This is a genomic window from Paratractidigestivibacter faecalis, assembly GCF_003416765.1.
Lineage (GTDB): Bacteria > Actinomycetota > Coriobacteriia > Coriobacteriales > Atopobiaceae > Paratractidigestivibacter > Paratractidigestivibacter faecalis.
The window spans coordinates 871,769-894,765 of record NZ_QSNG01000001.1; the positions used below are offsets into that span (position 1 = coordinate 871,769).

The 22,997-nt window shown below is 67.9% G+C and carries 21 protein-coding genes and 1 pseudogene; 1 reads left to right on the forward strand and 21 read right to left on the reverse strand.

The annotated features are described in order from the left end of the window. Positions 1-16: 16 nt before the first annotated feature. On the forward strand, positions 17-1,303 hold the full coding sequence (dinB, locus tag DXV50_RS03775; protein ID WP_117204863.1) for a DNA polymerase IV: 1,287 nt from the start codon (positions 17-19) through the stop codon (positions 1,301-1,303). 21 nt (positions 1,304-1,324) lie between these two features. Here dinB and rsfS read toward each other — a convergent pair whose 3' ends face one another. From rsfS to DXV50_RS03875, 21 genes and pseudogenes are all read right to left on the reverse strand, one after another. Beyond that, positions 1,325-1,762, reverse strand: a complete 438-nt coding sequence (rsfS, locus tag DXV50_RS03780) for a ribosome silencing factor (protein WP_117204864.1) — start codon at positions 1,760-1,762, stop codon at positions 1,325-1,327. Positions 1,763-1,782: 20 nt separating this feature from the next. Further along, positions 1,783-2,454 carry a bis(5'-nucleosyl)-tetraphosphatase (symmetrical) YqeK gene (yqeK, locus tag DXV50_RS03785; protein ID WP_232817446.1) on the reverse strand — a complete coding sequence of 224 codons (672 nt, stop codon included), beginning with the start codon at positions 2,452-2,454 and terminating at the stop codon, positions 1,783-1,785. Beyond that, positions 2,451-3,149, reverse strand: coding sequence for a nicotinate-nucleotide adenylyltransferase (gene nadD / locus DXV50_RS03790; protein WP_117204865.1), 699 nt, complete (start codon positions 3,147-3,149; stop codon positions 2,451-2,453). The genes yqeK and nadD overlap by 4 nt, the downstream gene beginning before the upstream one ends. 2 nt (positions 3,150-3,151) lie before the next feature. Further along, on the reverse strand, positions 3,152-4,411 hold the full coding sequence (locus DXV50_RS03795) for a glutamate-5-semialdehyde dehydrogenase (RefSeq protein ID WP_117204866.1): 1,260 nt from the start codon (positions 4,409-4,411) through the stop codon (positions 3,152-3,154). A gap of 18 nt (positions 4,412-4,429) precedes the next feature. After that, the gene (gene proB / locus DXV50_RS03800; protein ID WP_117204867.1) at positions 4,430-5,545 is read right to left on the reverse strand and encodes a glutamate 5-kinase; all 1,116 of its coding nucleotides are present in this window, start codon (positions 5,543-5,545) and stop codon (positions 4,430-4,432) included. A gap of 2 nt (positions 5,546-5,547) precedes the next feature. Next, positions 5,548-6,951: a GTPase ObgE gene (obgE, locus tag DXV50_RS03805; protein ID WP_269801603.1), complete on the reverse strand. Its 1,404-nt coding sequence runs from the start codon at positions 6,949-6,951 to the stop codon at positions 5,548-5,550. Positions 6,952-7,066: 115 nt separating this feature from the next. Then, positions 7,067-7,315 (reverse strand): 50S ribosomal protein L27, encoded by a 249-nt coding sequence (gene rpmA, locus DXV50_RS03810; RefSeq protein ID WP_117204869.1) that lies wholly within the window; start codon positions 7,313-7,315, stop codon positions 7,067-7,069. A 34-nt stretch (positions 7,316-7,349) separates the two neighbouring features. Beyond that, a complete protein-coding gene (rplU, locus tag DXV50_RS03815; RefSeq protein WP_117204870.1) occupies positions 7,350-7,655 on the reverse strand; it encodes a 50S ribosomal protein L21 in 306 nt (101 codons plus the stop codon). 189 nt (positions 7,656-7,844) lie between these two features. Continuing rightward, a complete protein-coding gene (locus DXV50_RS03820) occupies positions 7,845-8,579 on the reverse strand; it encodes a TIGR03936 family radical SAM-associated protein (RefSeq protein WP_117204871.1) in 735 nt (244 codons plus the stop codon). Further along, on the reverse strand, positions 8,576-10,453 hold the full coding sequence (locus DXV50_RS03825) for a TIGR03960 family B12-binding radical SAM protein (protein ID WP_117204872.1): 1,878 nt from the start codon (positions 10,451-10,453) through the stop codon (positions 8,576-8,578). The genes DXV50_RS03820 and DXV50_RS03825 overlap by 4 nt, the downstream gene beginning before the upstream one ends. Further along, entirely contained in the window at positions 10,450-11,442 is a 993-nt protein-coding gene (locus DXV50_RS03830) for a hypothetical protein (RefSeq protein ID WP_117204873.1), read from the reverse strand. Before DXV50_RS03830 ends, DXV50_RS03825 begins: the two co-directional genes overlap by 4 nt. 11 nt (positions 11,443-11,453) lie before the next feature. Continuing rightward, on the reverse strand, positions 11,454-12,614 hold the full coding sequence (locus DXV50_RS03835) for an FtsW/RodA/SpoVE family cell cycle protein (protein ID WP_117205979.1): 1,161 nt from the start codon (positions 12,612-12,614) through the stop codon (positions 11,454-11,456). Between the two features lie 77 nt (positions 12,615-12,691). Beyond that, complete coding sequence (mrdA, locus tag DXV50_RS03840) at positions 12,692-14,725, reverse strand: penicillin-binding protein 2 (RefSeq protein WP_117204874.1); 2,034 nt, start codon at positions 14,723-14,725, stop codon at positions 12,692-12,694. Between the two features lie 10 nt (positions 14,726-14,735). Next, on the reverse strand, positions 14,736-15,272 hold the full coding sequence (gene mreD, locus DXV50_RS03845) for a rod shape-determining protein MreD (RefSeq protein ID WP_117204875.1): 537 nt from the start codon (positions 15,270-15,272) through the stop codon (positions 14,736-14,738). Between the two features lie 9 nt (positions 15,273-15,281). Continuing rightward, complete coding sequence (gene mreC, locus DXV50_RS03850) at positions 15,282-16,286, reverse strand: rod shape-determining protein MreC (RefSeq protein WP_232817447.1); 1,005 nt, start codon at positions 16,284-16,286, stop codon at positions 15,282-15,284. A 2-nt stretch (positions 16,287-16,288) separates the two neighbouring features. Beyond that, positions 16,289-17,332: a rod shape-determining protein gene (gene mreB / locus DXV50_RS03855; RefSeq protein WP_117204876.1), complete on the reverse strand. Its 1,044-nt coding sequence runs from the start codon at positions 17,330-17,332 to the stop codon at positions 16,289-16,291. A 46-nt stretch (positions 17,333-17,378) separates the two neighbouring features. Then, positions 17,379-18,677 (reverse strand): tetratricopeptide repeat protein, encoded by a 1,299-nt coding sequence (locus DXV50_RS03860; protein ID WP_117204877.1) that lies wholly within the window; start codon positions 18,675-18,677, stop codon positions 17,379-17,381. 27 nt (positions 18,678-18,704) lie between these two features. Beyond that, positions 18,705-19,259, reverse strand: a complete 555-nt coding sequence (locus DXV50_RS03865; protein WP_117204878.1) for a peptidylprolyl isomerase — start codon at positions 19,257-19,259, stop codon at positions 18,705-18,707. 112 nt (positions 19,260-19,371) lie between these two features. Further along, a complete protein-coding gene (locus DXV50_RS09680) occupies positions 19,372-20,184 on the reverse strand; it encodes an SPX domain-containing protein (RefSeq protein WP_232817448.1) in 813 nt (270 codons plus the stop codon). A gap of 18 nt (positions 20,185-20,202) precedes the next feature. Then, positions 20,203-20,358, reverse strand: a pseudogene (locus tag DXV50_RS10060) (zinc-ribbon domain-containing protein); the annotation flags it as partial. Positions 20,359-20,509: 151 nt separating this feature from the next. Beyond that, positions 20,510-22,894, reverse strand: a complete 2,385-nt coding sequence (locus DXV50_RS03875) for an HAD-IC family P-type ATPase (protein ID WP_117204880.1) — start codon at positions 22,892-22,894, stop codon at positions 20,510-20,512. Between the last annotated feature and the right edge of the window lie 103 nt (positions 22,895-22,997).

The following is a 22,997-nucleotide window of genomic DNA, read 5'->3' on the forward strand; positions in this document are numbered from 1 at the left end:
CCCTATAATCTCCCCCATGGAGAAGAGAGCTGACACAGCGAGGTCCGCATCTGACGCCTTTGCCTGGGAGGGCAAGGCGATAGGCCTGCTTGACCTTGATGCCTTCTTTGCGTCGGTGGAGCAGCTCGACCACCCCGAGTGGCGTGGCAAGCCCGTCATCGTGGGCGGTTCCGCAGACCGCCGCGGGGTGGTCTCCACCGCCTCCTACGAGGCCCGGAGATACGGTGTCCACTCCGCGATGCCCTCCTGGCAGGCCGAGAGGCTCTGCCCGCAGGCCATCTGGACGCAGGGCCGCCACGACCGCTACCGCGAGATGAGCGCCCAGGTCATGGCCATCCTCTACGACGAGACTCCCTTGGTCGAGCAGGTCTCCATCGACGAGGCGTTCTTTGACGTGACGCCCGGACGCTATTCTCGCGAGAGCCCCGTCGACATTTGCCGCAGGGTCCAGGCACGCGTGGGCGAGCTCGGCGTCACCTGCTCCATAGGCCTGGGAGTCAACAAGACGGTGGCGAAGATCGCCTCCGAGCGCGAGAAGCCGCGCGGCCTCACCGTGGTGTTTCCCGGGACGCAGGCGGCCTTCCTGGCCCCGTTGCCGGTGAGCGTGATGAGCGGCATCGGCCAGGCGACGGAGCGACGCCTGCAAGAGATGGGCGTGCGCACCCTGGGAGAGCTTGCCCGCACCGACCCGGATCGCCTCTCCCGCGTCTTTGGCGTCGTGGGACCGAGGATGGCGCTGAGAGCCGCGGGGTTGGAGAACAGCGTGGTCGCGGACGCCGCCACGCCAGAGGACGCCAAGTCCGTCTCCAACGAGCGGACCTTCAGCGAGGACCTGACGAGGCGCGAGGACGCCCTCGCGGCCATCATGCACGTCGCCGCCATCACCGGGCGCCGCCTGAGGAGGAAGGGCCTCAAGGGGACGACGGTCACCCTGCGCGTCAAGTACGACGCCTCCCACGCGAGGACGGCGCAGAGGGGCCTTGCGCGCCCAACCGACGACGAGCTCGAGTTTGGCCCGGTTGCCCAGGAGCTCCTCGACGAGGTGTGGACCGAGGGAATGCCCCTGCGGCTGGTGGGCGTCGGCCTCACGGGTTTTGGCGAGAAGACCGTAAGGCCCCAGCAGCTTGGCCTCTTTGACGAGAAGGCGCCGGGCGGCCACGAAATGCGCGACCGCTCGGCGCTCTCAAGGGTTACGGACTCGCTGCGAGACCGCTTTGGAGACGAGGCCCTGGCCTATGGACGAGACCTCAGGCTGCGGGACCGTGTGAGCGACACCGCCCCAATGCACAAGGACGAGGCCTAGGGCAAGGGGCGAGTTGCCATCCTACTCCTCGGCCTGCGCGTCTGCCGCATCGTCCTCGTCGGAGGAGTCGGCAGCGGCGGCGAAGGCTCCCGGAGCCATGGCGCCCTCGAGGTCGAGCTCCACGCGGGGAGCGTCTCCCCACAGGCGCTCGAGGCGGTAGAAGTCGCGCATCTCGGGGGTGAACACGTGGATCACGACGCAGCCGTAGTCCACGAGCACCCATCGCAGGCCCTCGCGTCCCTCGGTGGAGATGGGCTGCAGCTCGCAGTTCTTGCTCACCTTGGCGCGGACCTCGTCGACGATGGCGTCCACCTGACGGTTGTTCCCGCCGGTGCAGATGAGGAAGTAGTCGCAGACGTCCGTCTTGCCGGAGAGGTCGATGAGGACGATGTCCTCGGCCTTCTTGGAGTCGGCCGCGGCGGCGGCCACCTGGGCTATCTGCAGTGAGGTTGCGGTCATGTGCTTCTCCTTCTTGGGGTCTAGGCGCTCTTGGCGGGGCCGCGCGAGGCGTTGCGCCTGGCGGCGGCGAGCGAGTTGTACGTGTCGATGGTACCAGGATAGAGGTAGCGCCCGCCCTCGAGGACGTAGGTGATGCCGCCCACGAAGGACGTCCAGAAGACCTCCTCGAGAGGGGCCTTGCCAACGAGTTCGCGCACCGTCTGGATGCCGGGGGTGGCCGGCCTCAGCGGCTCGATGCCGTCAGCCACGAAGAGGGCCTGGTCGAGCGGGCTCATGGCTGCCGCCGCCGTGGTGTGCACCTCGACGGCCCGCCACACCTCGCGGGGAAGCTCCGGAAAGACGTCCGGAAGCTCGCGCGCGGCGACGACGCCATGGAGCAGGGGCTCGACGAGCTCCAGGTCAACGCCCATGTCAATGCCAAGGCCCCGGGCGCGGGAGACGAGCTCTCCTGCCGGGACGACCTTGTCCCAGTCATGCAGGAGGCCTGCCGCACGCGCGCAGAAGGGGTCGACGCCATAGGTGAGGGCGAGCCCCTCGCAGCAGTCGGCGACAGAGAGCGAGTGCGCGAGGCGCTTTGGCTTTGGCGCGAGCTGGACCCTCACCGCGGACTCGATGCGGGCGAGAAGGTCCTGCTGCTCGGGCGCGTAGGCCACCACCCGCGCGGTCTTCTCGCCATTCGTTCGGTCGCTCACGCGACCACCTCCTCGGTCTGGCCGTAACGGCTCGACTTGGCGCCGTAGAGGGCATGCTTGTGCAGGTAGCCGGTCACGGAGTCGGGCGTGAGGTACCTGAGGCTCTGGCCGGCGCCCACGCGCTCCCTCAGGTAGCTCGACGAGATGGCAAGCGCGGGAACCGAGAGGTACGTGACGTCGAAGGCAAGGCCGGAGGCCGAGATGGCGTCCCAGGCGCGGTCAAGTTCGTAGCCGGGGCGGGTGGCTGCCACGAGGTGGGCCAGCCGCGCGATGTCCTCGGCGTCCCTCCAGGCGACGATCTCGGTGATGGCGTCTGCGCCCGTGATGAAGTAGAACTCGACGTTTTCGGGATAGAGCTCCCGAAGCTGGCGGAGAGTGTCGGCCGTGTAGGTCACGCCCTCGCGGTCCACCTCGAAGCGCGAGGCCAGGAAGTGTGGGTTGTCGGAGGTGGCCAGAAGGGTCATGGCATAGCGGTCCTCGCCGGAGGTCACCTTCTTGTCGAGCTTGAAGGCGGGCCTGCCTGCGGGCATGAAGACCACGACGTCAAGGCTGAGGTCATCGAAGGCCTGCTCGGCGGCGACGAGGTGGCCGTAGTGGATGGGGTCGAAGGTGCCGCCCATGATGCCGAGCCGGTAGGTGCGGGAGGGGTCTGCGCCCAGCGGCGGCAGGTCGGTGAGGTCAATGCCAGAGCACATGCCTACCTCACCTGGCCAGAGCCGCGCACCAGGTACTTGGTGGTAGTGAGGGCCTCCGCGCCCATGGGGCCGCGGGCGTGCAGCTTCTGGGTTGAGATGCCGATCTCTCCGCCCAGGCCAAAGACCCCGCCGTCGGTGAAGCGCGTGGAGGCGTTGACGTAGACCGCGGCGGCGTCAACCCGGGCGAGAAACGCCTGGGAGGCGGCGTAGCTCTCGGTCACGATGGCCTCGGAGTGGCCCATGCCGTAACGGTTGACGTGGGCGATGGCCTCCTCGACGTCCTCCACGCAGCAGACGCTCATCTTGAGGTCGAGGTACTCGCGACCCCAGTCGTCCACGGTGGCGGCGGACATGGGTACGCCGGACGCGGCCGCGATGGCGCAGGCCAGCTCGTCTCCGACGAGCTCGACGCCCAGGCGGGAGAGCTCCCGCAGCACCGGGGGCAGGACGTCCTCAGCCGCGCAGGCATCCACCAAAAGGGACTCGGCCGAGTTGCAGGTCCCGGGGCGGGAGGTCTTGGCGTTGGCCACTATGGCCACGGCCTTCTTGACATCGGCGTCCCTGTGCAGGTAGACATGGCAGTTGCCGGTGCCCGTCTCGATGGTAGGGACCTTGGCGTTCTGGACGCAGCTGCGAATGAGGCCGGCGCCGCCACGCGGGATGAGGACGTCGATGAGGCCTGTTGCACCCAGTAGCTCCGCCGTCTGGGAGTGGGTCTTGTCGTCGCTCACGTACTGGACGGCGTCGGCGGGAAGCCCCGCCCTGGCAACGGCGGCGCGGCAGAGCTCGGCGATGGCCTCGCACGAGGCGGCCGCGGCGGAGCCTCCCTTGAGGACGCAGGCGTTGCCCGAGCGCAGGCAGAGGGCGAGCGCGTCGGCCGTGACGTTGGGGCGGGCCTCGAAGATGACGGCCACCGTGCCGAGCGGCACCGCGACCTTCTCGACGGAGAGGCCGTTCTTGAGGACGTGCCCGGAGAGGACGCGGCCGAGCGGGTCGGACTGGCCGGCGACCTCGTCCATGGCGTCGGCGATGGCTGCGATGCGCTCGGGGGTGAGGGCCAGGCGGTCCTGGAGGGGGAGGCTCATGCCGTCCCTGCGGGCACGCTCGAGGTCTTGCCCATTGGCGGCCACGATTTTGCCTTCGCCGTCACGCAGCGCCTGGGCGCAGAGCCTGATGGCCTCCGAGCGCGTCTCGGAGCCGGCCGCGGCAACCACCGGCGCCGCCTCGTGCGCGAGCCTCGCTTTGCTCAGTGCCTCCCCCATGTGGGTCTCTCCCCTCTTCTACAGGACGAGAAGCTCGTCCCTGTGCACGGCGGGCACGGCCGCGGCCTCGCCCAGGAAGCGCGCGATGACCTCGAGCTTGAGCCCGCGGACGCGGAGCATGTCATCAGAGGAGTATCCCACGACGCCACGGCCGATGAGCTCCCCTGCGGGATTGGTAACGTTCACGACCTCTCCGGCCTCGAAGGTGCCCTCAACGCGAGAGACGCCGACGGGAAGGATGGAGGCGCCATGTCCCAGGACCGCGGCTGCCGCGCCCTCGTCGAGCTCGATGGTGCCGTGGACGACCTCCGCAAGGCCGATCCAAAGCTTGCGGCCGGCCTCGGGCGTGGCGTCCGCCGGCGGCCGGAAGCGCGTGCCGACCGACTTGCCCTCAGCGACGTCCAAAAGGACGCGCGGCCGCCTGCCCTCGCAGATGACCGTGGGGGTGCCGGCCGCCATCATGCCGCGGGCGGCCCGCACCTTGGAGGACATGCCGCCCGTGCCGAAGGACGAGGAGGAGTCCCCGGCCACCGAGGAGATGGAGCGGTCCACCTGCGTGACCTCGGGGATGAGCGTTGCCGTGGGGTCGACGGACGGGTTGGCGGTGTAGAGGCCGTCAACGTCGGAGAGGATGATGTAGAGGTCCGCCCCCACCAGCGCAGAGACGATGGCTCCCAGCATGTCGTTGTCGCCGAAGGTGAACTCGGCCACCGAGACCGTGTCGTTCTCGTTGACGACGGGCACGGCACCGAGCTCCAGAAGGCGCGTCAGGGTGTTGCGCGCGTTGAGGTACGCATCGCGGTCCACGACGTCGCGACGGGTGAGAAGGACCTGCCCGCAAAGGACGCCGCGCTCCCTGAGCACCTCGGCGTAGGCCTCCGTGAGGGCCGTCTGGCCAACGGAGGCGCAGGCCTGAAGCGTCGCCATGTCAGAGGGCCTGGACGAGAGGCCCAGCGCGTCTCGGCCGGCAGCGGCAGCGCCCGAGGAGACGACTACGACCTGGTTGCCGGCCGCGCGAAGGGCGACGACCTGGTCGCACAGGGACCGGATGAAGACTCGGTCGAGGGAGCCCGCCTCGTCGACGAGGGTCGAGGAGCCGACCTTGAAGACGATGAGCCTGCCTGCGGCGGCCATGCCTACTCCTGTTCCTTGGCGTCGTCGGAGTCCGCGAAAAGCTCCTCCTCGACCTCGTTGACCTCGGAGTACTCGTCGTCCGCACCCTCGCCCTCGTAGGTGAAGGCAAAGCCGAGGATGCGTATCTCGTCGCCGTTGACGGCGCCGGCCTTGGCAAGCTGCAGGTCCAGGCCACAGCGGTCGAAGCGGTGCTGCAGGAAGGCGACAGCCTCGTCGTTCTCCCAGTCGGTCTGGACGACCATGCGCTCGATGGCGGCGCCGGAGACGCGCCAGACGTGACGCTCCTCTCGCCTGATGACCATGCGCTTGTCGCGGCGCTGGCGGTCGCGCTCCCAGGTCTCGGTGAGGTCGCGCTCAGGCTCGGCGGCGGCCACCTCGCGGCGGAGGTCCGCCACCATGGCGGCCACGCGGTTGACGAGGGCGTCCAGGCCCAGGCCGGTGGCGGCTGAGACGGCGAAGAACTCGTGCCCGTCCGCCTCGGCGGCGGCGCGCAGGCGCTCGACGGCCTCCTCGCAGCCCGGCAGGTCGCACTTGTTGGCCACGACCACCTGCGGGCGTACGGCCAGCTCGGAGGCATAGGCCGCAAGCTCGGCGTTGATGGTGACGTAGTCCTCGATGACGTCCCTGCCCTCGTAGCCGCCCGTCACGTCGACGACGTGCATGATGAGGGCGGTACGCTCGATGTGGCGCAGGAACTGGTGGCCGAGGCCCTTGCCCTCGCTCGCACCCTCGATGAGGCCGGGCACGTCTGCCGCGACGAAGGACTGGCCGCTCGTGGCACGCGCGACGCCCAGGTTGGGCACGAGCGTGGTGAAGGGGTAGTCGGCCACCTTAGGGCGCGCCGCGGAGATGCGGGCGATGATGGAGCTCTTGCCCACGGAGGGCATGCCCACCAGGGCCGCGTCGGCCATGAGCTTCATCTCGAGCTCAATCCAGTGCTCGAGCGCGGGCTCGCCCTTCTCGGCAAAGGCCGGGGCGCGACGGACCGAGGTGACGAAGTGGATGTTGCCGCGGCCACCGGCGCCGCCCGGGGCGACGATGACGCGCTCGCCGGGCTGCGTGAGGTCGGCGATCTGGTACATGGGCGTCTGCGACTGCGGGTCGAGCTCGCGCACGACGGTGCCCAGGGGGACCTTGAGGACAAGGTCCTCACCGTCCCTGCCGTAGCGGCGGGCACCCTGGCCGTGCGTGCCGCGGCCCGCGCGGAAGTGGTGCTTGTATCGATAGTCAATGAGGGAGCTCAGCTGGGCGTCGGCCTCGACGATGACGTTGCCGCCGTGGCCGCCGTCACCGCCGTCGGGACCGCCCTTGGGAACGAAGGCCTCGCGCCTGAAGGACATGCAGCCGGCACCGCCGTCGCCGCCCTTTACGTTGATGTGGGAAAGGTCAGTGAACGTGTTCTCCACGGGTGGTCTCCCTCTGTGGGACTGGGACGGCAGGCGAGACGTGCCCGCCGCTTGCATCAGATACAAAAAGGACCCCGCGAGCGGGGTCCCAAGATTAAGCTATGAAGCTTGGCAACTAGGCCTCGCGAACGTGCACCAGGTGCTTCTGGCCCTTGGTGAACTCGACGGTGCCGGCCTTGAGGGCGAACAGGGTGTCGTCCTTGCCGATACCAACGTTCTCACCCGGGTGGATGTGGGTGCCGCGCTGACGGACGAGAATCTCGCCGGCCTTCACGGCCTGGCCGCCATAGCGCTTGGTGCCGAGACGCTGAGCGTGGGAGTCGCGGCCGTTACGAGAGGAGCCGAGACCTTTCTTGTGAGCCATTGTGGGACCTGCCTTCTTCTACTCTGAAGTGAAACTACGGGAGCTCAACGATCTGGATCTTCGTCAGGTTCTGACGGTGACCGTTGGCGCGGTGATAGCGCTTGCGCTTCTTGAACTTGAAGACGAGGACCTTCTCGCCCTTGAACTGCTCGACGACCTCGGCAGTGACCTTCTTGTCCTGCAGGGAGGCAGCGTCAACGATGGTCTGCTTGCCGTCGTTCAGGAGAAGGACGGGGAGCTCGACCTTGTCGCCAGGCTGCGCGTCGAGCTTCTCGACGTCGAGGACGTCGCCCTTGGCAACCTTATACTGCTTGCCACCAGTTGCGATGATTGCGTACATGTGTGAAACCCTTCATTGCTGGCGTGAGTGCAACAGTTCCTAATAATACAGATGGAGCCTAGACGCGTCAACGAACTTTCACCCTGACCTGCGGATTCCGTAAGGGAAACTGAACAGGCACCACCGTCAGGGTGCGCGTCACAACAACCTTGTAAAGAATAGAGGTGTTGGCGGCGGGTGCCAAATGGCCTAAAGCGGTTTCACAAGACAACCACTTTCATCCTCGTGCCACTGACCGCACCTGCGGACGCGCACCGAGTCGCACGTGCCTTCCCCCAGGCGGGCAAGCGCCGCCTCGACGAGCACGAGCGGCCGGAGCGCGCCGGCATTTGAGGAGCGCGTGTCCAGCGCAAGGGCAATGAATCCGTCGGCATCGCTGGCGGAGAAGCCCACGAGGGCCTGCGAGAGGTCGATGTGCTTCTCCTTCTCTCCGCGCAGGTAGGTGAGGTCCCCCTCCTGGCGCAGCCCCTCGATGGCCGAGGAGAGCTCGGCCGCGCCCACAGGGGCGCCGAGCACCTCCACCTCCCAGGCGGCTCGCGTGAGCCAGGCCTCGAGGGCCCCCTGGGGCTCGTCGACGTAGGCGGCGGCAACGGGGGCGAGGGCCGGGGGCGTGGCCACGGCGAGCATGGCCAGGGCCTCGGCCGCGTCGATGCGCTCGGTGAGCTTAACGTCAAAGTACTCGCAGCAGGACGAGGCTCCGACGGGCAGGGCCTGCGAGAACTGGATGCGCATGCGGCGAGCGAACCCGTTTCCGATGGAGAAGGGCAGGCGGGCCCTCCTCACACAGCGGTCGATGGTGCCGATGACCTCGAGGTGGCCCAGGAACGCGAGTCTCTCGTCCTTGCCGTACCGGAAGCGCAGGCGAGGGAGCTCGCGCTTGGTGAGCACGCGGTCCGTCTGGGCAATCTGGCAGTCTTGGCTCATGCGCGCGCCTCCTGGATGACGTTGGCCACGCCGAGCGTGGGGCAGACGCCGCAGCCCACGCAGGACGTACGGGTGCAGTCGGGCGTGGTCACGCCCAGGGCGGCGCGGCGCCACTCCCTCTGGAGGAAGCCCTTGGAGACGCCCGGCGAGGTGTGGTCCCAAGGAAGGCGCGCGTCGAGCGGGAAGGACTCGCAGGCGACGTCGGCGAGGTCAAGGCCGCAGTCGGCGGCGGCCTGCTCCCAGAGCGAGAAGTCGAACTCGCTCGTCCAGGCGTCGAAGCGGCAGCCGAGCTCCCAGGCGCGGCGCACGAGGGCGAAGCCCTCCCGGCCCATCTTGGAGACGGCGCCCTCGACGAGTGAGGAGCGGGAGTCGTGGTAGGAGACCCTGATGGCGCGGTCGTGACAGGAATGGAGCAGGAGCTGCTGGCGGCGCCTCACCTCCTCGGGGTCGAGCTGCCCGGCCCACTGGAAGGCGGTGTAGCTCTTGGGGACGAAGACCGCCACCGAGATGGAGACCGAGACGCCGCTCTTGCGGCCGCGGCCCACGACCTCCCGGCCGATCTCGAGCACGTGCTCGGCGGCCTCGGCGATGGCCACGATGTCCTCGTCGGTCTCGGTGGGCAGGCCCATCATGAAGTAGAGCTTGCAGCGGCGCCAGCCGAGCTCGAAGGCGTTTCTCGCCGCGGTCTCCAGGTTCTCCTCGGTGACGTTCTTGTTGATGACGTCGCGCAGGCGCTGGGTGCCGGCCTCGGGGGCGAAGGTGAGGCCGCCTCGCTTGCCTCCCGCGACGGCCGTGGCCATCTCGATGCCAAAGGAGTCCAGGCGCTGCGAGGGGATGGAGACGCGGATGCCCTGCTCGCCGAGGCTGTCGTTAAGCCGGTTGAGCATGTGGGCGCACTGCGAGTGGTCCGTGGTGGAAAGGGACGTGAGCGAGACCTCGTTGTGACCGCTCTCGGCAAGGCCGGCGACGGTGGCGGAGACGATCTGGTCCTCCGGGCGCTCGCGCACCGGGCGGTAGGTCATGCCGGCCTGGCAGAAGCGGCAGCCACGGGCGCAGCCGCGCAGGACCTCGATGGCAAGGCGGTCCTGAACGATGTCCATGTAGGGCACGATCTTCTGCGCGACGGGCGGGGTGGCAGAAAGGTCGGGGATGCATGCCTTGGTGACCACAGCCGGAGCGCTCGTCCCCTCTCGCGGAACGGCGCGGCCCCAGCGCGTGGAGCCCTCGTCGTGGACCACCTCGTAGAGGGAGGGCACGTAGACGCCAGGGATGCGCGAGAGGCGCAGGAGGAGCTCGGCGCGGGAGAGGCCCCGCTCGCGGGAGTCTCGGATGCTCTTGCAGACGTCGACGATGAGCTGCTCGCCGTCGCCCAGAAGGACGGCGTCGAGGGCGGGCGCGAGGGGCTCGCAGTTCCAGGCCGAGGGGCCGCCGGCAAGGACGATGGCGTCGTCCTTGTCGCGCTCTGAGGCGTCGAGGGCAATGCCGGCCAGGTCAAGGGCCTCGAGGATGTTGGTCCAGATGAGCTCGTGGGCAAGGGTGAAGCCGATGGCGTCAAAGGAGGCGAGGGGCGCGGCGCCCTCGAGGGAGAGCATGGTCACGCCGCGCTGCCTCATGAGGGCGCTCATGTCCTTCCAGGGTAGGTAGGCGCGCTCGCAGCTCATGCCATTCTGCGCGTTGATGGCGTTGTAGAGGATGGCGAGGCCCATGTTGGGCTGCCCGACCTCGTAGGCGTCCGCGTAGACCATGCAGAGGTGGAAGGGACCGTCCTGCTCCTCGCAGGCGCCCCACTCGTGGTCAAGGTAGCGGGAGGGGTGCTCCACGTGCGGCAGAAGCGGCTCCAGGAGCCGGAAGAGGTTCTCTCTGGGCTGTCTCACGGGCGGGCCTTTCCGTCAGGGTCTATCTCCAGGTACTCGATGGGCTCGTCTCTGGACGGCCCAGCCGCGGCGGGAAGCGGCCCCGCCGCGGCTGGCGAGAAGGGCACGGCGGGGGCCGGGCGGCCCTGCCCGAGGGCGTCCGCCGGCGACCAGCCCTCGAGGCTGGCCCTCACGCCGCGCGCCGTGGCCATGGTGCCGCCGAAGGCGATACCCGCCTTGAGCAGGTTGCCTATGCCGGGAAGAAGCCCTGCCACGGAGCGGGCGCAGGAGCGGTAGGCCACGCCGGCGCCCACCACGCCCACAAGCTCAGCCGCGCGGCGCGGAGAGAGGGGCGCACCGTAGCAGCTCGACATCTGCACGGTAAGCTTGGCCTGGTTGGTGGTCATGAGCGGGAAGTCCGAGCCAGGGACGAGGGACACCGCTCCAAGGGCGGCGTTCTCCAGGGCGCAGCGGAGCGCGAGGGCGTCAACCACCTGCTGGCGGCAGAACGGGAAGGCCGCCGCAAGCGCCACGTCCTTCTCCCCCACCGCGCGCACGAGCCACGAGGCGAACTTCTGCGGAAGCGCCGTCGCGTCAGAGGCGGCCACGACGCCGACAAGGCCCTCGGCCTGGGCGTCGAGGCCGAGATCGGGAGCGTCGAGCGCTGAGGGCACGACAAGGCAGGCGGGCACGGCGAGCCCCGCCATGTGGCGGACGGCCTCGGCGCAGTCGGCCGCCGAGGCGCCGGGGATGACGACGGCGGCATCGGGCGCCTTGTCAATCGCATCAAGCCGCACGCCAAGGGGCCAGACGTCCACGGCAGCCGTGGGGGTCTTGGGCACGAGGGCGTCCCGGACAGCAAGGGCTAGATAACGCGGGGCATCGAGGTCCACGAGCACGTAGATCCTCACCGACTCGTCGGCGTCTGCCCTGGAGTCCCTTCCCTGGGAGAGCACCTCGAGCAGGTTGCCGAGGCCGAGCGTGGAGTGGCGATTCTTCTTTGATGCCATAAGCTGCCCCCTTAGGCGGCCTTCTGGCGGTGACGCCAGACGGACTGGACGATGCCCACGCAGATGAGCTGCGTGAGCATGGACGAGGAGCCGAAGCTGATGAACGGCAGCGGGATGCCGGTGATGGGCATGATGCCGATGCACATGCCCACGTTCTCCAGGACCTGGAAGGTCCAGAGCGCGGCGCACCCCACCAGGACGAGCTTGCCAAAGGGCGCGTCAATGCGCATGGCAAGCAGAATGGTGGCAAAGATCATCCAGGCAAAGAGGCCCAGGAGCACGACGCAGCCCACGAAACCGAACTGCTCCGCGTACAGGGCAAAGACGAAGTCCGTGTGAGCCTCGGGGAGAAACCCGTTGCCCGCCTGTGTGGCGTTGCCCAGGCCCTTGCCGAAGAAACCTCCCGAGCCGATGGCGATCTTGGCTTGCTGGAGGTTGTAGCCGTCGCCCGAGGGGTCGATGGAGGGGTCGGCAAAGACGAGCAGGCGCTTGAGCTGGTAGTCCTTGAGCACGTGGGGAAGTCCGTCGGTCATCGAGGTGATGACGACGAGGGCGCTCACACCCACGATGAGCGCGATGGTGGCCAGGACCCAGTTCCTGGGGGCGCCGCTGCAGATGATGATGGTGGCGCCCAGGAAGAGCACCACGAGGCCGCTTCCCAGGTCGGTGATGACGATGAGCGCCAGGGGCACGAGCAGCGTCCCGCATAGGCGGCAGTAGTCCGAGAAGCGCTCGATCTTTCCGTTGTACTGCGCAGACGCGGAGGCCATGAGGAAGATGGCGGCCACCTTGCCGAGCTCAACCGGCTGGAACCGCACCGGCACGAGGGGCAGCCTGACCCAGCCGGTCATGCCGTGCGAGGAGACGCCGAGGCCAGGGATCTTGGGCATGACCATGAGGAAGCACGTGAGCACGAACAGAACCGTGGTCATGCCTGCGAGGTTGCGGTAGTCGTAGCGCCAGACGAGCATGGCCACCACGAGTCCCAGCGCGACGCCCACCAGGTGGCGGGGGAAGTTCGCGTCGGCGATGGTGAGGGAGGCCGTCCAGATGGTTATGGTGCCGGCAAGCACGAGGAGAAGCGAGGGGATGAGCTGCGAGAGGAAGAGGCCATCCAGGGGGCCGGCCTTCTTCGAGACCTTGGCGTGGGAGCCGGAGGCCCGACCCATCATCCTGTCACCCAGGGAGGAGAGCACTCCCCTGCCCGTGCCAGGACCGGTCATATCGTTTGACATGCTCTTCTCCCCTCCTATCCGTCTGCCACGGTCGACTCGACCATGTAGTCGTCGGGCTGCCCGTAGATGGCGCCAAAGACGTCCCTGACGACGTACATTGCCGAGGTCGCGCCCGAGAGCACCTCGTCCATGTTGGCACCGATGACGTACTTGGGGTCGTCGGCGGGTGCGTAGGCAATGAACCAGCCCATGGGGTTTTCGGTGTTCCTCTGGGCCGTGCCCGTCTTGCCGCAGACCTTGACGTCGAGGTTGGTCCAGTGGCGGGCCTGGACGGCGTCCTCCTCGTAGATGACGCCGCTCATGCCACGCTTGACCACGTCGTAGTAGGAGTCGGAGAACTCCACGGTGGAGTCGGCCTTGGGCTTGTACTGGATGACGGAGCCGTCGCCGGTGCGCGCCTTCACGCTCTTCATGACGTGGGGGCGCCAGACGGTGCCGCGGTTGGCTATGGCGCAGTAGGCGTCGACCATCTGCATGAGGGTGACCAGCAGGTCTCCCTGACCGATGCAGATGTTGCAGTTGTCGCCGCCCTGCCAGCTGCGCTGCTCGTCGGGCACGTTTGACCAGTAGTTCCACTTCCACTCGGCGGTGGGAACGCGGCCCTCCGCCTCTCCGGCAAGGTCGATGCCCGTGGCCGATCCCAGGCCGAAGTTCCTGAAGTTGGCCTGGATGCCCTCGTCGACGCTGGAATACCAGTAGCCCTTGCCGATCTCGTAGTAGACGACGTCGCAGGAGTAGGTGAGGCCGCTCGCAATGTCAACGGCGCCGTGGCCGCTCTTCCACCAGCAGTTCATGCCGACGTTGCTGGACTGGTCGCCGTTCCAGTTCCACCAGCCGGTACAGTACCAGGTAGAGCCAAGGTCGATGATGCCGTCCTTGAGGGCACCCAGGGTGACCAGGGGCTTGATGGTGGAGCCGGAGGGGAACTGGCCCGCGATGACGCGGTTGAGCAGCGGATAGTTGGCGTCCTCGGAAGAAAGCGTGTCCCAGTCAGCGGTGGCGATGCCGCCCACGAACATGTTGGGAGAGTACGTTGGGTACGAGGCCATGGCGATGACCTCGCCGTTGGTGCAGTCGACGGCCACCACCGAGCCGCTGCTGGCGGGGTAGCCCTTGTCGCGCATCTGCATGATGACCTTCTCGAGGGATTCCTCGGCGGCTTTCTGGACGTTGAGGTCAAGGGTGAGGCAGACGTCGCTTCCGCTCTGGGGGGCGATGCTCGTGGACTCCTCAAGCACGGTGCCCGAGGAGTCCACGTAGACCGTGGTCTCTCCGCGGACGCCCTGAAGGACGCTCTCGTAGCGGCTCTCCACGCCCGTCTGGCCGACGACGTCGCCGGAGCGGTAGGTGACGCCGCTTGACGACTCCTGGCTGGCCTTGAGCTGGTCGGAGGTGAGCGTGCCGGTGTAGCCCACCACGTGCGCGGCAAGCGTGCCGTAGGGGTAGGAGCGCTGCGTGCGCTGCTGGACGCTCACGCCCGGGAAGAGCGCGGGGTGCTCTCCGATGAAGGCCACCACGCGGCGCGAGACGTCAACGCAGACGGTACGGGAAGACTGCGCGCCCTCGGACGAGTCCTGGATCTTGCGGCGGACGGCCTGGCAGGGCATGCCAAGCAGGCTTGCCAGCAGCTGCATCTCGACCTCGTCATCGAGGACGGAGGACTCGGCCACCACGGTGAGGCTCGGGCGGTTGCCGACGATCTCCTCTCCGTTGCGGTCCAGGATGCGGCCACGGGGCGCGGAGGTGTAAACGGTGCGGGTCCGGTTTGACTCCGCCTGCTGGGCGTACTCGTCAGACGAGACGAGCTGCATGGACCACAGCCTGCCCAGCAGCACGGTGAAGACGCCGCCGACGGCCACGGCAAGGCCGACGAGCCTGGACGAGAAGGTCTTCTCGGCAGACTCGTCCGAGCCGCCGGCCGCGCGCGGCGCGGATCCGCCGATGTCGAACTTGAACGTTCCCTCGGAGCGCCCGTAGACGAGGAAAACCACGACGAGCGCCACCGCGAGGACGGCGCACGCCGCTATGACGAGAAGCGAGAAGTCCATGCCCGCCTCCCTAGAGTCCCCTCTTGAAGTGGCCGCCGCCGAGGCTGGGGCCACTCGTCCTGATGCGGGACTCGAAGTAGGCGAAGGGCAGGAAGCAGACGAGGGACAGCAGCGCACCGGGAAGGGCGCGCAGAAAGACGGCGTCAACGAAGCCGCCGCCCTGCCCCGCGAGCATGAGGCCGAGGCCGTAGCCGAGGTTGACCGCGAGGTCGGCCGCGACGAAGAGCAAGATGCCGGAGGCAAACTCGCCCGACAGGCGGTTTCTGCCCTCGCCGCCAAGCGCGAAGCCGCAGACGCTCAGCAGGAGCGCCATGAGGCCAATGGGTCCCGTGGTGGAGAGGTCGTAGAAGAGCCCCGCGAAGAAGCCACAGACGACGGCGCGGCCGCCACCCGAGGTGAGGGCGACCGTGGCGGCAAAGACCAGCGCAAGGTTGGCGCGGCCGTTGCCAAGGCCGACGTTGGGGGCGATGGCAAGCTGCAGCACCGCGCAGATGATGGCCGTGAGGGCGATGCCACGGGCCTCCCTGTTCTTGTCCGAGATCTGCATCGTCCCTCCCTAGCCGTTGGAGTTGGTGGAGCCGTCAGAGGAGCCAGAGGCGTCGCCGGCAGCCGAGCCGTCGCCCGCGGCGGCGTCAGTCGAGGCGGGCGAGCCGCCCTCCTGCGCGTCTGCCTCGGAGATGTCCTGGGCGGTCGCCTGCTGCTCCTGGGTGAGCGAGGTGATCACCAGGACCTCCTCGAAGCTCTCCGTGTGAGCAAACGGCTCGACGACGACGTCGAGGTAGAGGGAGCCCGGGTTGTTCTGGACGCTCGTCACCTTGCCGATGGGCAGCCCCTTGGGAAAGACGCCGCCGAGGCCGCTCGTGACGACGACGTCGCCGACGTTGACGGTCTGGCTCGATCGGATGAGCGTGAGGGAGACCTGCCCAGAGGCCGAGCCCACGACCATGCCCTGGGCCCTGTTGGACTGCACCATCGCGGAGATGCTGGACGACTCGTCGGTGAGCAGACGCACCGTGGAGGACGTGGCGCCGCACTCCACGATCTGCCCGATGACGCCGTTGGAGGCGGAGACGGGCATTCCGACGGAGAGCCCGTCGGCCGCGCCCTTGTCGATGGTCACCGTGGATGACCAGGAGTCCGCGGAGCCGGAGATGATGCGGGCGGCGGTGGACTGCAGGTTGTACGTGTCCTTGATGTCAAGGAGCTGCTGCAGCCTGGTGGCCGTCTGCTCGGACTCCTCGAGCTCGGCGTTTCTGGCCTGGAGGCGCTCGTTCTCGGCCTTGAGGTCAGAGAGCGTCGCCTGGTCTGCCGTAAGGTTGGCGAAGATGTTGCCCAGGCCCTGGAAGGGGGCCGAGACGGTGGCGCCGAGATAGCGCACGGGCGTGGTCACCGTCATGAAGGCTCCACGGACCGCCTCGAGGGGGCCGCCCTGGCCCATGCGGCTGCTGACCGTGATGAGCACCAGCGAGACGACGACGCAGGCAGCGAGCTGCCTCGCGCCGCCGCCATTGGAGTTGTTTCCCAGGGACGGACCGCGCTGGCCCGGAGCGGAGAGGGCCACGCCTACTGGCCCGTGCTCTGGACGAAGCCGCCAGAAAGCGCGTTGGCCTCGAGCACCTTGGCGCAGCCGTTGACGACGTTCTCGAGCGCCGTGGGGCTGACGTTGACCGGCACGCCGGTCTCCTCGCGCAGGCGCTGGTCAAGGCCGCGAAGAAGGCCACCACCGCCCGTCAGCAGGATGCCGTAGTACATGAGGTCGGAGGCCAGGTCGGGCGGGGTGACGTCCAGGGCGTCCTTGACGGCCTTGGTCACCTCGTCGAGCGGACGGTCGAGGGCGCGCCTGATCTCCTCACTCTCGATGCGGACGGTCTTGGGCAGTCCGCTCATCACGTCGCGGCCGTTGACCTCGACGTCGAGCTCCTCGGCAAGGGGTGCGGCAGAGCCGACCTTGATCTTGATGTCCTCGGCAGTCCTCTCGCCAATGGAGAGGTTGTAGACGTCGCGGACGTGCGTGAGGATAGTCTGGTCAAACTCGTCGCCAGCCGTGCGGATGGACTGTGAGACGACGATGCCGCCCATGGAGATGACGGCGACCTCGGTGGTGCCGCCGCCGATGTCGACGACCATGGAGCCGGTCGGGTCCTCGATGGGCAGGTCGGCGCCGATGGCGGCCGCCATGGGCTCCTCGATGAGGTAGGCCTGGCGGGCGCCGGCCTGGATGGTGGCCTCGAAGACGGCGCGCTTCTCGACGGAGGTGACGCCGGAGGGCACGCACACGACGACGCGGGGGCGCGGGCTCCACGGGTAGTGGCGCTCGCGGGCCTTCTCGATGAAGTAGCGGAGCATGACCTCGGTGACGTCGAAGTCGGCGATGACGCCGTCCTTGAGCGGGCGTTCGGCGATGATCGAGCCCGGCGTGCGGCCGATCATACGCTTGGCGTCGGCTCCGACGGCCAGGACGCGGCTCTCGCTCTTGTCGATGGCGACGACGGAGGGCTCGTTGATGACGATGCCCTGGCCACGCACGGCGACGAGCGTGTTGGCGGTACCGAGGTCAATTGCCAGGTCGCCGCCATATTCACCGAATAGCGAGTCGAAGAGAGACATGTCTTCCAATCAAGTCAAGCCGTGGTTGACGGCAAGGTGCATTTGGCTAGTTGCCCTGCCCGTCGGACTGGGACGAGAAGGACGTCTGGACGGAGCTGACCTTCCAGCTGATGCCGTCGCGGACAAGTTCGATGGTATAGGAGACCGTGCCGCCCTGGGAGAGGTCGGCCGTGGCGTAGACGGTGGAGGCACCCATGGACTGGTCGGAGCCGGAGATGGTGACCGAGGCGCCGCTAGGCAGGGAGTCGTCGATGGCCTGACGCTGGGAGTCGGACAGGGAGTTGGCAAGGTACGCGTCGATGCCTGTCTTGTCGGTCTTTGCCTTGAAGAGGGACTCGACGACGGTCTGCTGGGTGGGCCAGCCGAAGCCGCGCCAGTACGCAAAGGCGCAGCCGCCAACGGCGATGAGCAGGATGACGAGGATGGTGATGAACACCTTGAGGCCGGTGTGGCGGTGCTTGCGCCTGACCTTGCGCTCCTTCATGTCCTGGGCGACGAGGTCCTCCTCGGAGACCGAGAAGAAGCCGGTGTCCTCGGCGGAGGGAATGAGCTCCCCGGAAGCGCCCGTGGGGTCGAGCGGGTCGTAGGCGCCGCCATAGCCGGCCGCCGCAAGGAGCGCGTCGGTCTCGGAGGGGCGATTGGACTGGACGTGGGCCACGGCCTTGCGCGCGGCGTCGTAGGAGGCCTGGGCCTCGGGCGTGAACGCAAAGGCTTCATCTGCGGCGGCGTGGTCGAAGGCGTCGACGGCCTCGTTCATGCGGTTTGCGGCGACGTAGGCAAGGCCCAGGTCGCAGTAGATCTGGCTCTGGCTCTGCAGCGGCGTGGTGAAGTCGAGCGCCGTTCGATAGGCCTCGACGGCGTCAACGGGACGGCCCAGCCTCATGAAGCAGCTGCCCAGCTTAGAGAGAGCACCCGCCGGAGAAGGGTTGGACTCGTCGATGGCGGCGTTGCGGTAGGCCATGCCCGCGTTGCGGACGTCGCCCAGGGACTCGTAGGCGCCGCCGAGGGCCATGTAGGCCTTGTAGGGCGAGGCATACGTGGCGTCCTGGACCGCGTTGGAGAGCGCGGTGGCGGCGTCCTGGGTGCGGCCGGCGGCGAGAAGCGCTCGGCCGAGGTTGCAGGAGAGCGCGCCACGCTTGCCATAGGAGGCGTCTGCGAGGGCGCCCTGGTAGGCCGACGCGGCGGACTCGTACTGGCCGAGCTTCATGAACGCGTTGCCGAGAAGGTGGTCGACCTCGCCGCACGCCTCGCCGGGGGCCTTGGCCTCACCGAGCTTGGCGACGGCGCCGAGCCAGTCCCCACTCTGATACGCGAGCTTGCCGGATTCGTATGCCTGCTGGTTCAAGATGCCTCCAATGTGCCGGCCCGGGCCCTAGGCCTGGGCGTGCTCGATCCTGATCGAGTTGATGACGTCGCCGGCGCGCAGCTGGGAGATGACGTCCATGCCCTCGACGGTCTGGCCAAAGACGGTGTAGCCGCTGTCGAGGCCGTGCTGCGGGCCAAGGCAGAAGTAGAACTGGGAGCCCGCGGAGTTGGGGTCGGCGGAGCGGGCCATGGCCAGCGCGCCGTCCTCGTGAGAATTGTTGGGGTTGCTGGAGAACTCCTCGTGGATGCGGTATCCGGGACCACCGGTGCCAGGACGGCCGTCGGGGCCCATGCCGCCGCGGGCGACGTCCTCGGGGCTCATATCGCGCGTGTTGGGGCAGCCGCCCTGGATGACAAAGCCGGGGACGTAGCGGTGGAACTTGAGCCCGTCATAGAAGCCGGAGCCGGCGAGCTCGCAGAAGTTGGCGACGTGGATGGGGGCGCCCGCGCCGTCAAGGGTCACGCGCACGACGCCCTTGCTGGTGTCGAGGACGGCAACCTCGTCGCCGATGACCTGGTACTCGGGCGTGTAGAGGGGATCCTGGTAGAAGCCGAAGGCCATGGTTTGCTCCTCGCGTCTGTTGTGCGGGGCTCGACGCCCCTCGTCTAACCCCTACATACTACCAGCACCGGGCCGGTTTCACATAATCGGCGGAGTGGCCCGGGGGGCGGCCCTACTGGGAGCGCTCGGGCTTCCAGGCCTCGTAGTTCTCGTCAAAGTGCGTCTTGTAGCTGCTCTGACCGCTCGAGTCCTGGTTGGCCTTGACCGGCGAGAAGATCTTGGCCTCGTCGGCGGCGGGGTCGTCGGAGGAGGCTGAGACGTCCCAGCCGGCGGTGAGGGCGTCCATGCGGTTGCGAAGCCAGTTTCCGAGCGTGGTGAGGTGGTCGAGGGCCTCGGTGTATGCGCCCGCGCCGGAGTCGATCTCGGAGATGTCGACGATGAGGTTGCTGACCTCGATGGAAAGCGCCTTGACGTCCGACTGGTCCTGCTCGCGCGTAGCCCTGTCAGCGCTTGCGGCGTCGGAGTCAAAGGTCCTCTCGGCGTCGTCCACGCGGCTGGCGAGCTCACCGAGCTTCTGGTAGGCGTCGCTGATGGACGAGAAGAGCGTGTCCTCGTCCACGGAGGCGCTCTTTCCGTCCTGGCCGGAAAGAGCGCTCATCTGGCCCGGGAAGCCAGCCATGGAGGTGTCTGCCGGGGTGGTTGCCTTGATGGAGAGGAAGTCAGCGTCCCAGGGGTGCGTGATGAGCAGGGCCGCGCCGCCAACGACGACGACGGCAAGCCCCGCCGCGAGCAGGAACGCCCGCATGCGAGGGAGCCGGTCATGGCGCGCGACGGGAGAGGTCGGGTCAGGGGTTGAGGGGGGAATGGCGCTCTCGATGCGAGCGACGCGCAGCTCGCCCGTGGAGGAGGCGTCAGACACGCCCTCGGAGATCTCGGGCAGCCTGATCTTGCGATAGGAGCGCGTGTGGGGACGCTCGGTGCCCATGGGAGAGCCGCATTTGGGGCAGCTCCGGGACCCCGGAGCGACCAGTGCGCCGCAGACGGGGCACCAGCTCTCCTTTGGGATGACGATCCTCTGCGTGAGCCCGAGCTGACCGTGGCAGTTTGGGCACTCGAGTGCGCCGTCAGGCACCGTTTGACCGCAGTTAGGGCAATTCAAGCTCTCGGCCTCCGTAGGCTCGACCGTGGATGTACGTGAGTCAATAAACCTACCCCTGACAGGCGTCGGATAGGCACGTCAGGGGCCAAGGACAGCGAACGACCACAAGGCCAGCCCCGCCCTTCAGCTCCGCCTTTGGGCTTTGGAGGCCCTACTTTCCGTCCTTGCCCTCGACGAAGCGGACGACGCGCGCAAAAAGGGCGCTCTGCTCGTAGTTGGCAAGGAAGCGCCTGCTCGTCCACTCAAAGAGCACGAGCGAGGCGGCCGCCAGGGTCAGCGTGAAGAGGCCGACGTCAAGCGGGAGTCGTACCACGCGGAAGAAGTCGCCGAAGACCGTGTACGAGAGCAGGACCAGGCCGCACATGGCGACGAGAAGCGCGCAGCGCATGGGCGTGAGCGGACGCGAGATGCGGTAGATGAGAGCCAGGCCGATGATGATGGTGATCATCATGCAGACCGTGGAGATCTCCGCGAAGGAGTGGTCCAGGATGCGCCCCAGGGCGAGCTCGACGAAGAGCGCGCACACGATGGCCAGCGACGCCGGCAGCGAGCGGGCCAGCACGTTTGCCAGGAAGTTGCCGCGGATGCGCTCGTGGTTGGGTTCGAGCGCCAGCACGAAGGACGGGATGCCGATGACCGCCGTGGAGATGAGCGACATCTGGATGGGGATGAAGGGATAGGGCGGCATGAAGATGCAGATGAGCGCCAGGACCGCCGTGAAGACCGTCTTGACCAGGAAGAGCGACGCGGAGCGCTGCAGGTTGTTGATGGAGCGCCTGCCCTCGGCCACGACCTCCGGCATGTGCGAGAAGTCGTTGTCGGCCAGGACGATTTCGGAGACGTTCCTTGCGGCGGCCGAGCCAGAGGCCATGGAGACCGAGCAGTCGGCCTCGCGCAGGGCCAGGACGTCGTTCACGCCGTCGCCCGTCATGGCGACGGTGCGGCCGCGGCGGTGGAGGGCCCGTACGAGGTCCCTCTTCTGCTGGGGCGTCACGCGGCCGAAGACGCGGTAGCGGTCGACGGCGTCCTCGATGGCGGCCTCGTCGGCCAACGTAGAAGCGTCGACGTAGGCACGGGCGCCGGGGACGCCCGCACGCTCGGCGATGGCCGAGACCGTGCGGGGGTCGTCGCCGGAGATGACGCGTAGCTCGACGCCCTGCTCGCGGAAGTACTCCATGGTGGCGGGCGCCGTCGGGCGGATCTGGTCGCGGATGCCGACGCAGCCCAGAAGCTCTGACTCGCCCTCGATGGCGCCCTCCCGCGAGAAGCCGGGGACGCGGCAGCAGACCATGACGCGCTCCATCTCGTCGAAGGTGCCGCAGGCATCGGCCATGGCCGGCCCCTCGGGACCGAGGACGAAGGCGGCGGCGCCGATGGCGTAGCACTCCCCCTCCGGCGTGACGCAGCCGGAGTACTTCCGGGCCGAGCTGAAGGGGACCGCGCGCGCGTAGCGCTCCGGGGTCACGGTGCCTCTGGCCTCGGCGGCGCCGAGAAGGGCACGGGCGGTGTCGTTGGCGTCCTGGTCGTTGGCCCGGGCCACGCAGGCGAAGGCGCGCACGACCTCGTCCTCCCCGTGGCCGGCGGCGCAGGCCACGCCCGAGACCTCCATCTGGCCGGAGGTGATGGTGCCCGTCTTGTCGAGGCAGAGCGTGTCCACGCGGGCGAGGGTCTCGACGCAGTAGGGCTGCTGGACCAGTACCTGGCGGTGGGCAAGGCGCGTGGTAGCGATGGCGAGAACTGAGGAGGTGAGAAGCACCAGCCCCTGGGGGATCATTCCCAGGACGGCGGAGGTCGAGGTGAGGATGGCGGACTCGATGGTGCCGCCGTCCATGAGCAGCGACCTCAGGAAGAGGCCGAGGCCCAGGGGCACCAGGATGATGGTGCCGAGCTTGATGATGGCGCGCAGCGTGTCGAGAATCTCTGACTTGACGGCCTTGACGTACTTGGCCTCGGCGTTGATCTTTGCCGCATAGCCCTCGCGCCCGACGCGGGTGACCCGCGCGACGAGGCTTCCCGTCTCGATGAAGCTGCCGCTCAAAAGCTCGTCGCCGATGCCCTTGGCGATGGGCACGGACTCGCCGGTGAGCAGGCTCTCGTCGACATAAACGCTGCCCTCGACAAGGGCGCAGTCGGCAGGCACCTGGTCTCCGTGGGCAAGGCGCATGAGGTCGTCCACCACCAGCTCGGAGGGTGCAAGCTCGCACTCGCCCGAGGCACGCAGCACGCGGACGCGCTTCTGGGTCATGATGGACAGCTCGTCCACCATCTTCTTGGCGCGGACCTCCTGGAAGACGCCAATCACCAGGTTTGCTAGGACGACGCAGAGGAAGAGCAGGTTGCGGTACTGCCCCGTGAGGAAGATAAGCACGGACATGGCGAGGTTCACGCCGTTGAAGAGGGTGAAGGCGTGCTCGGAGAGAATCTGCCCGACGCTCTTGGTCTTGACGTCCGTGTTGGCGTTGACGCGGCCGTCGGCCACGCGCTCGGCAACCTCCTCGTCGGTGAGCCCGCGCAGGGCGTCTTCCTTGCTCTCCATGTGGGTCCTCTCTCGCTCGTGGCATGCGAGACCCATTCTGCCCAAAGCGGGGCACCCCGGGTCGCCACGGGCCCAAGCCTTACGGAAACCGTAGGAACGGCCC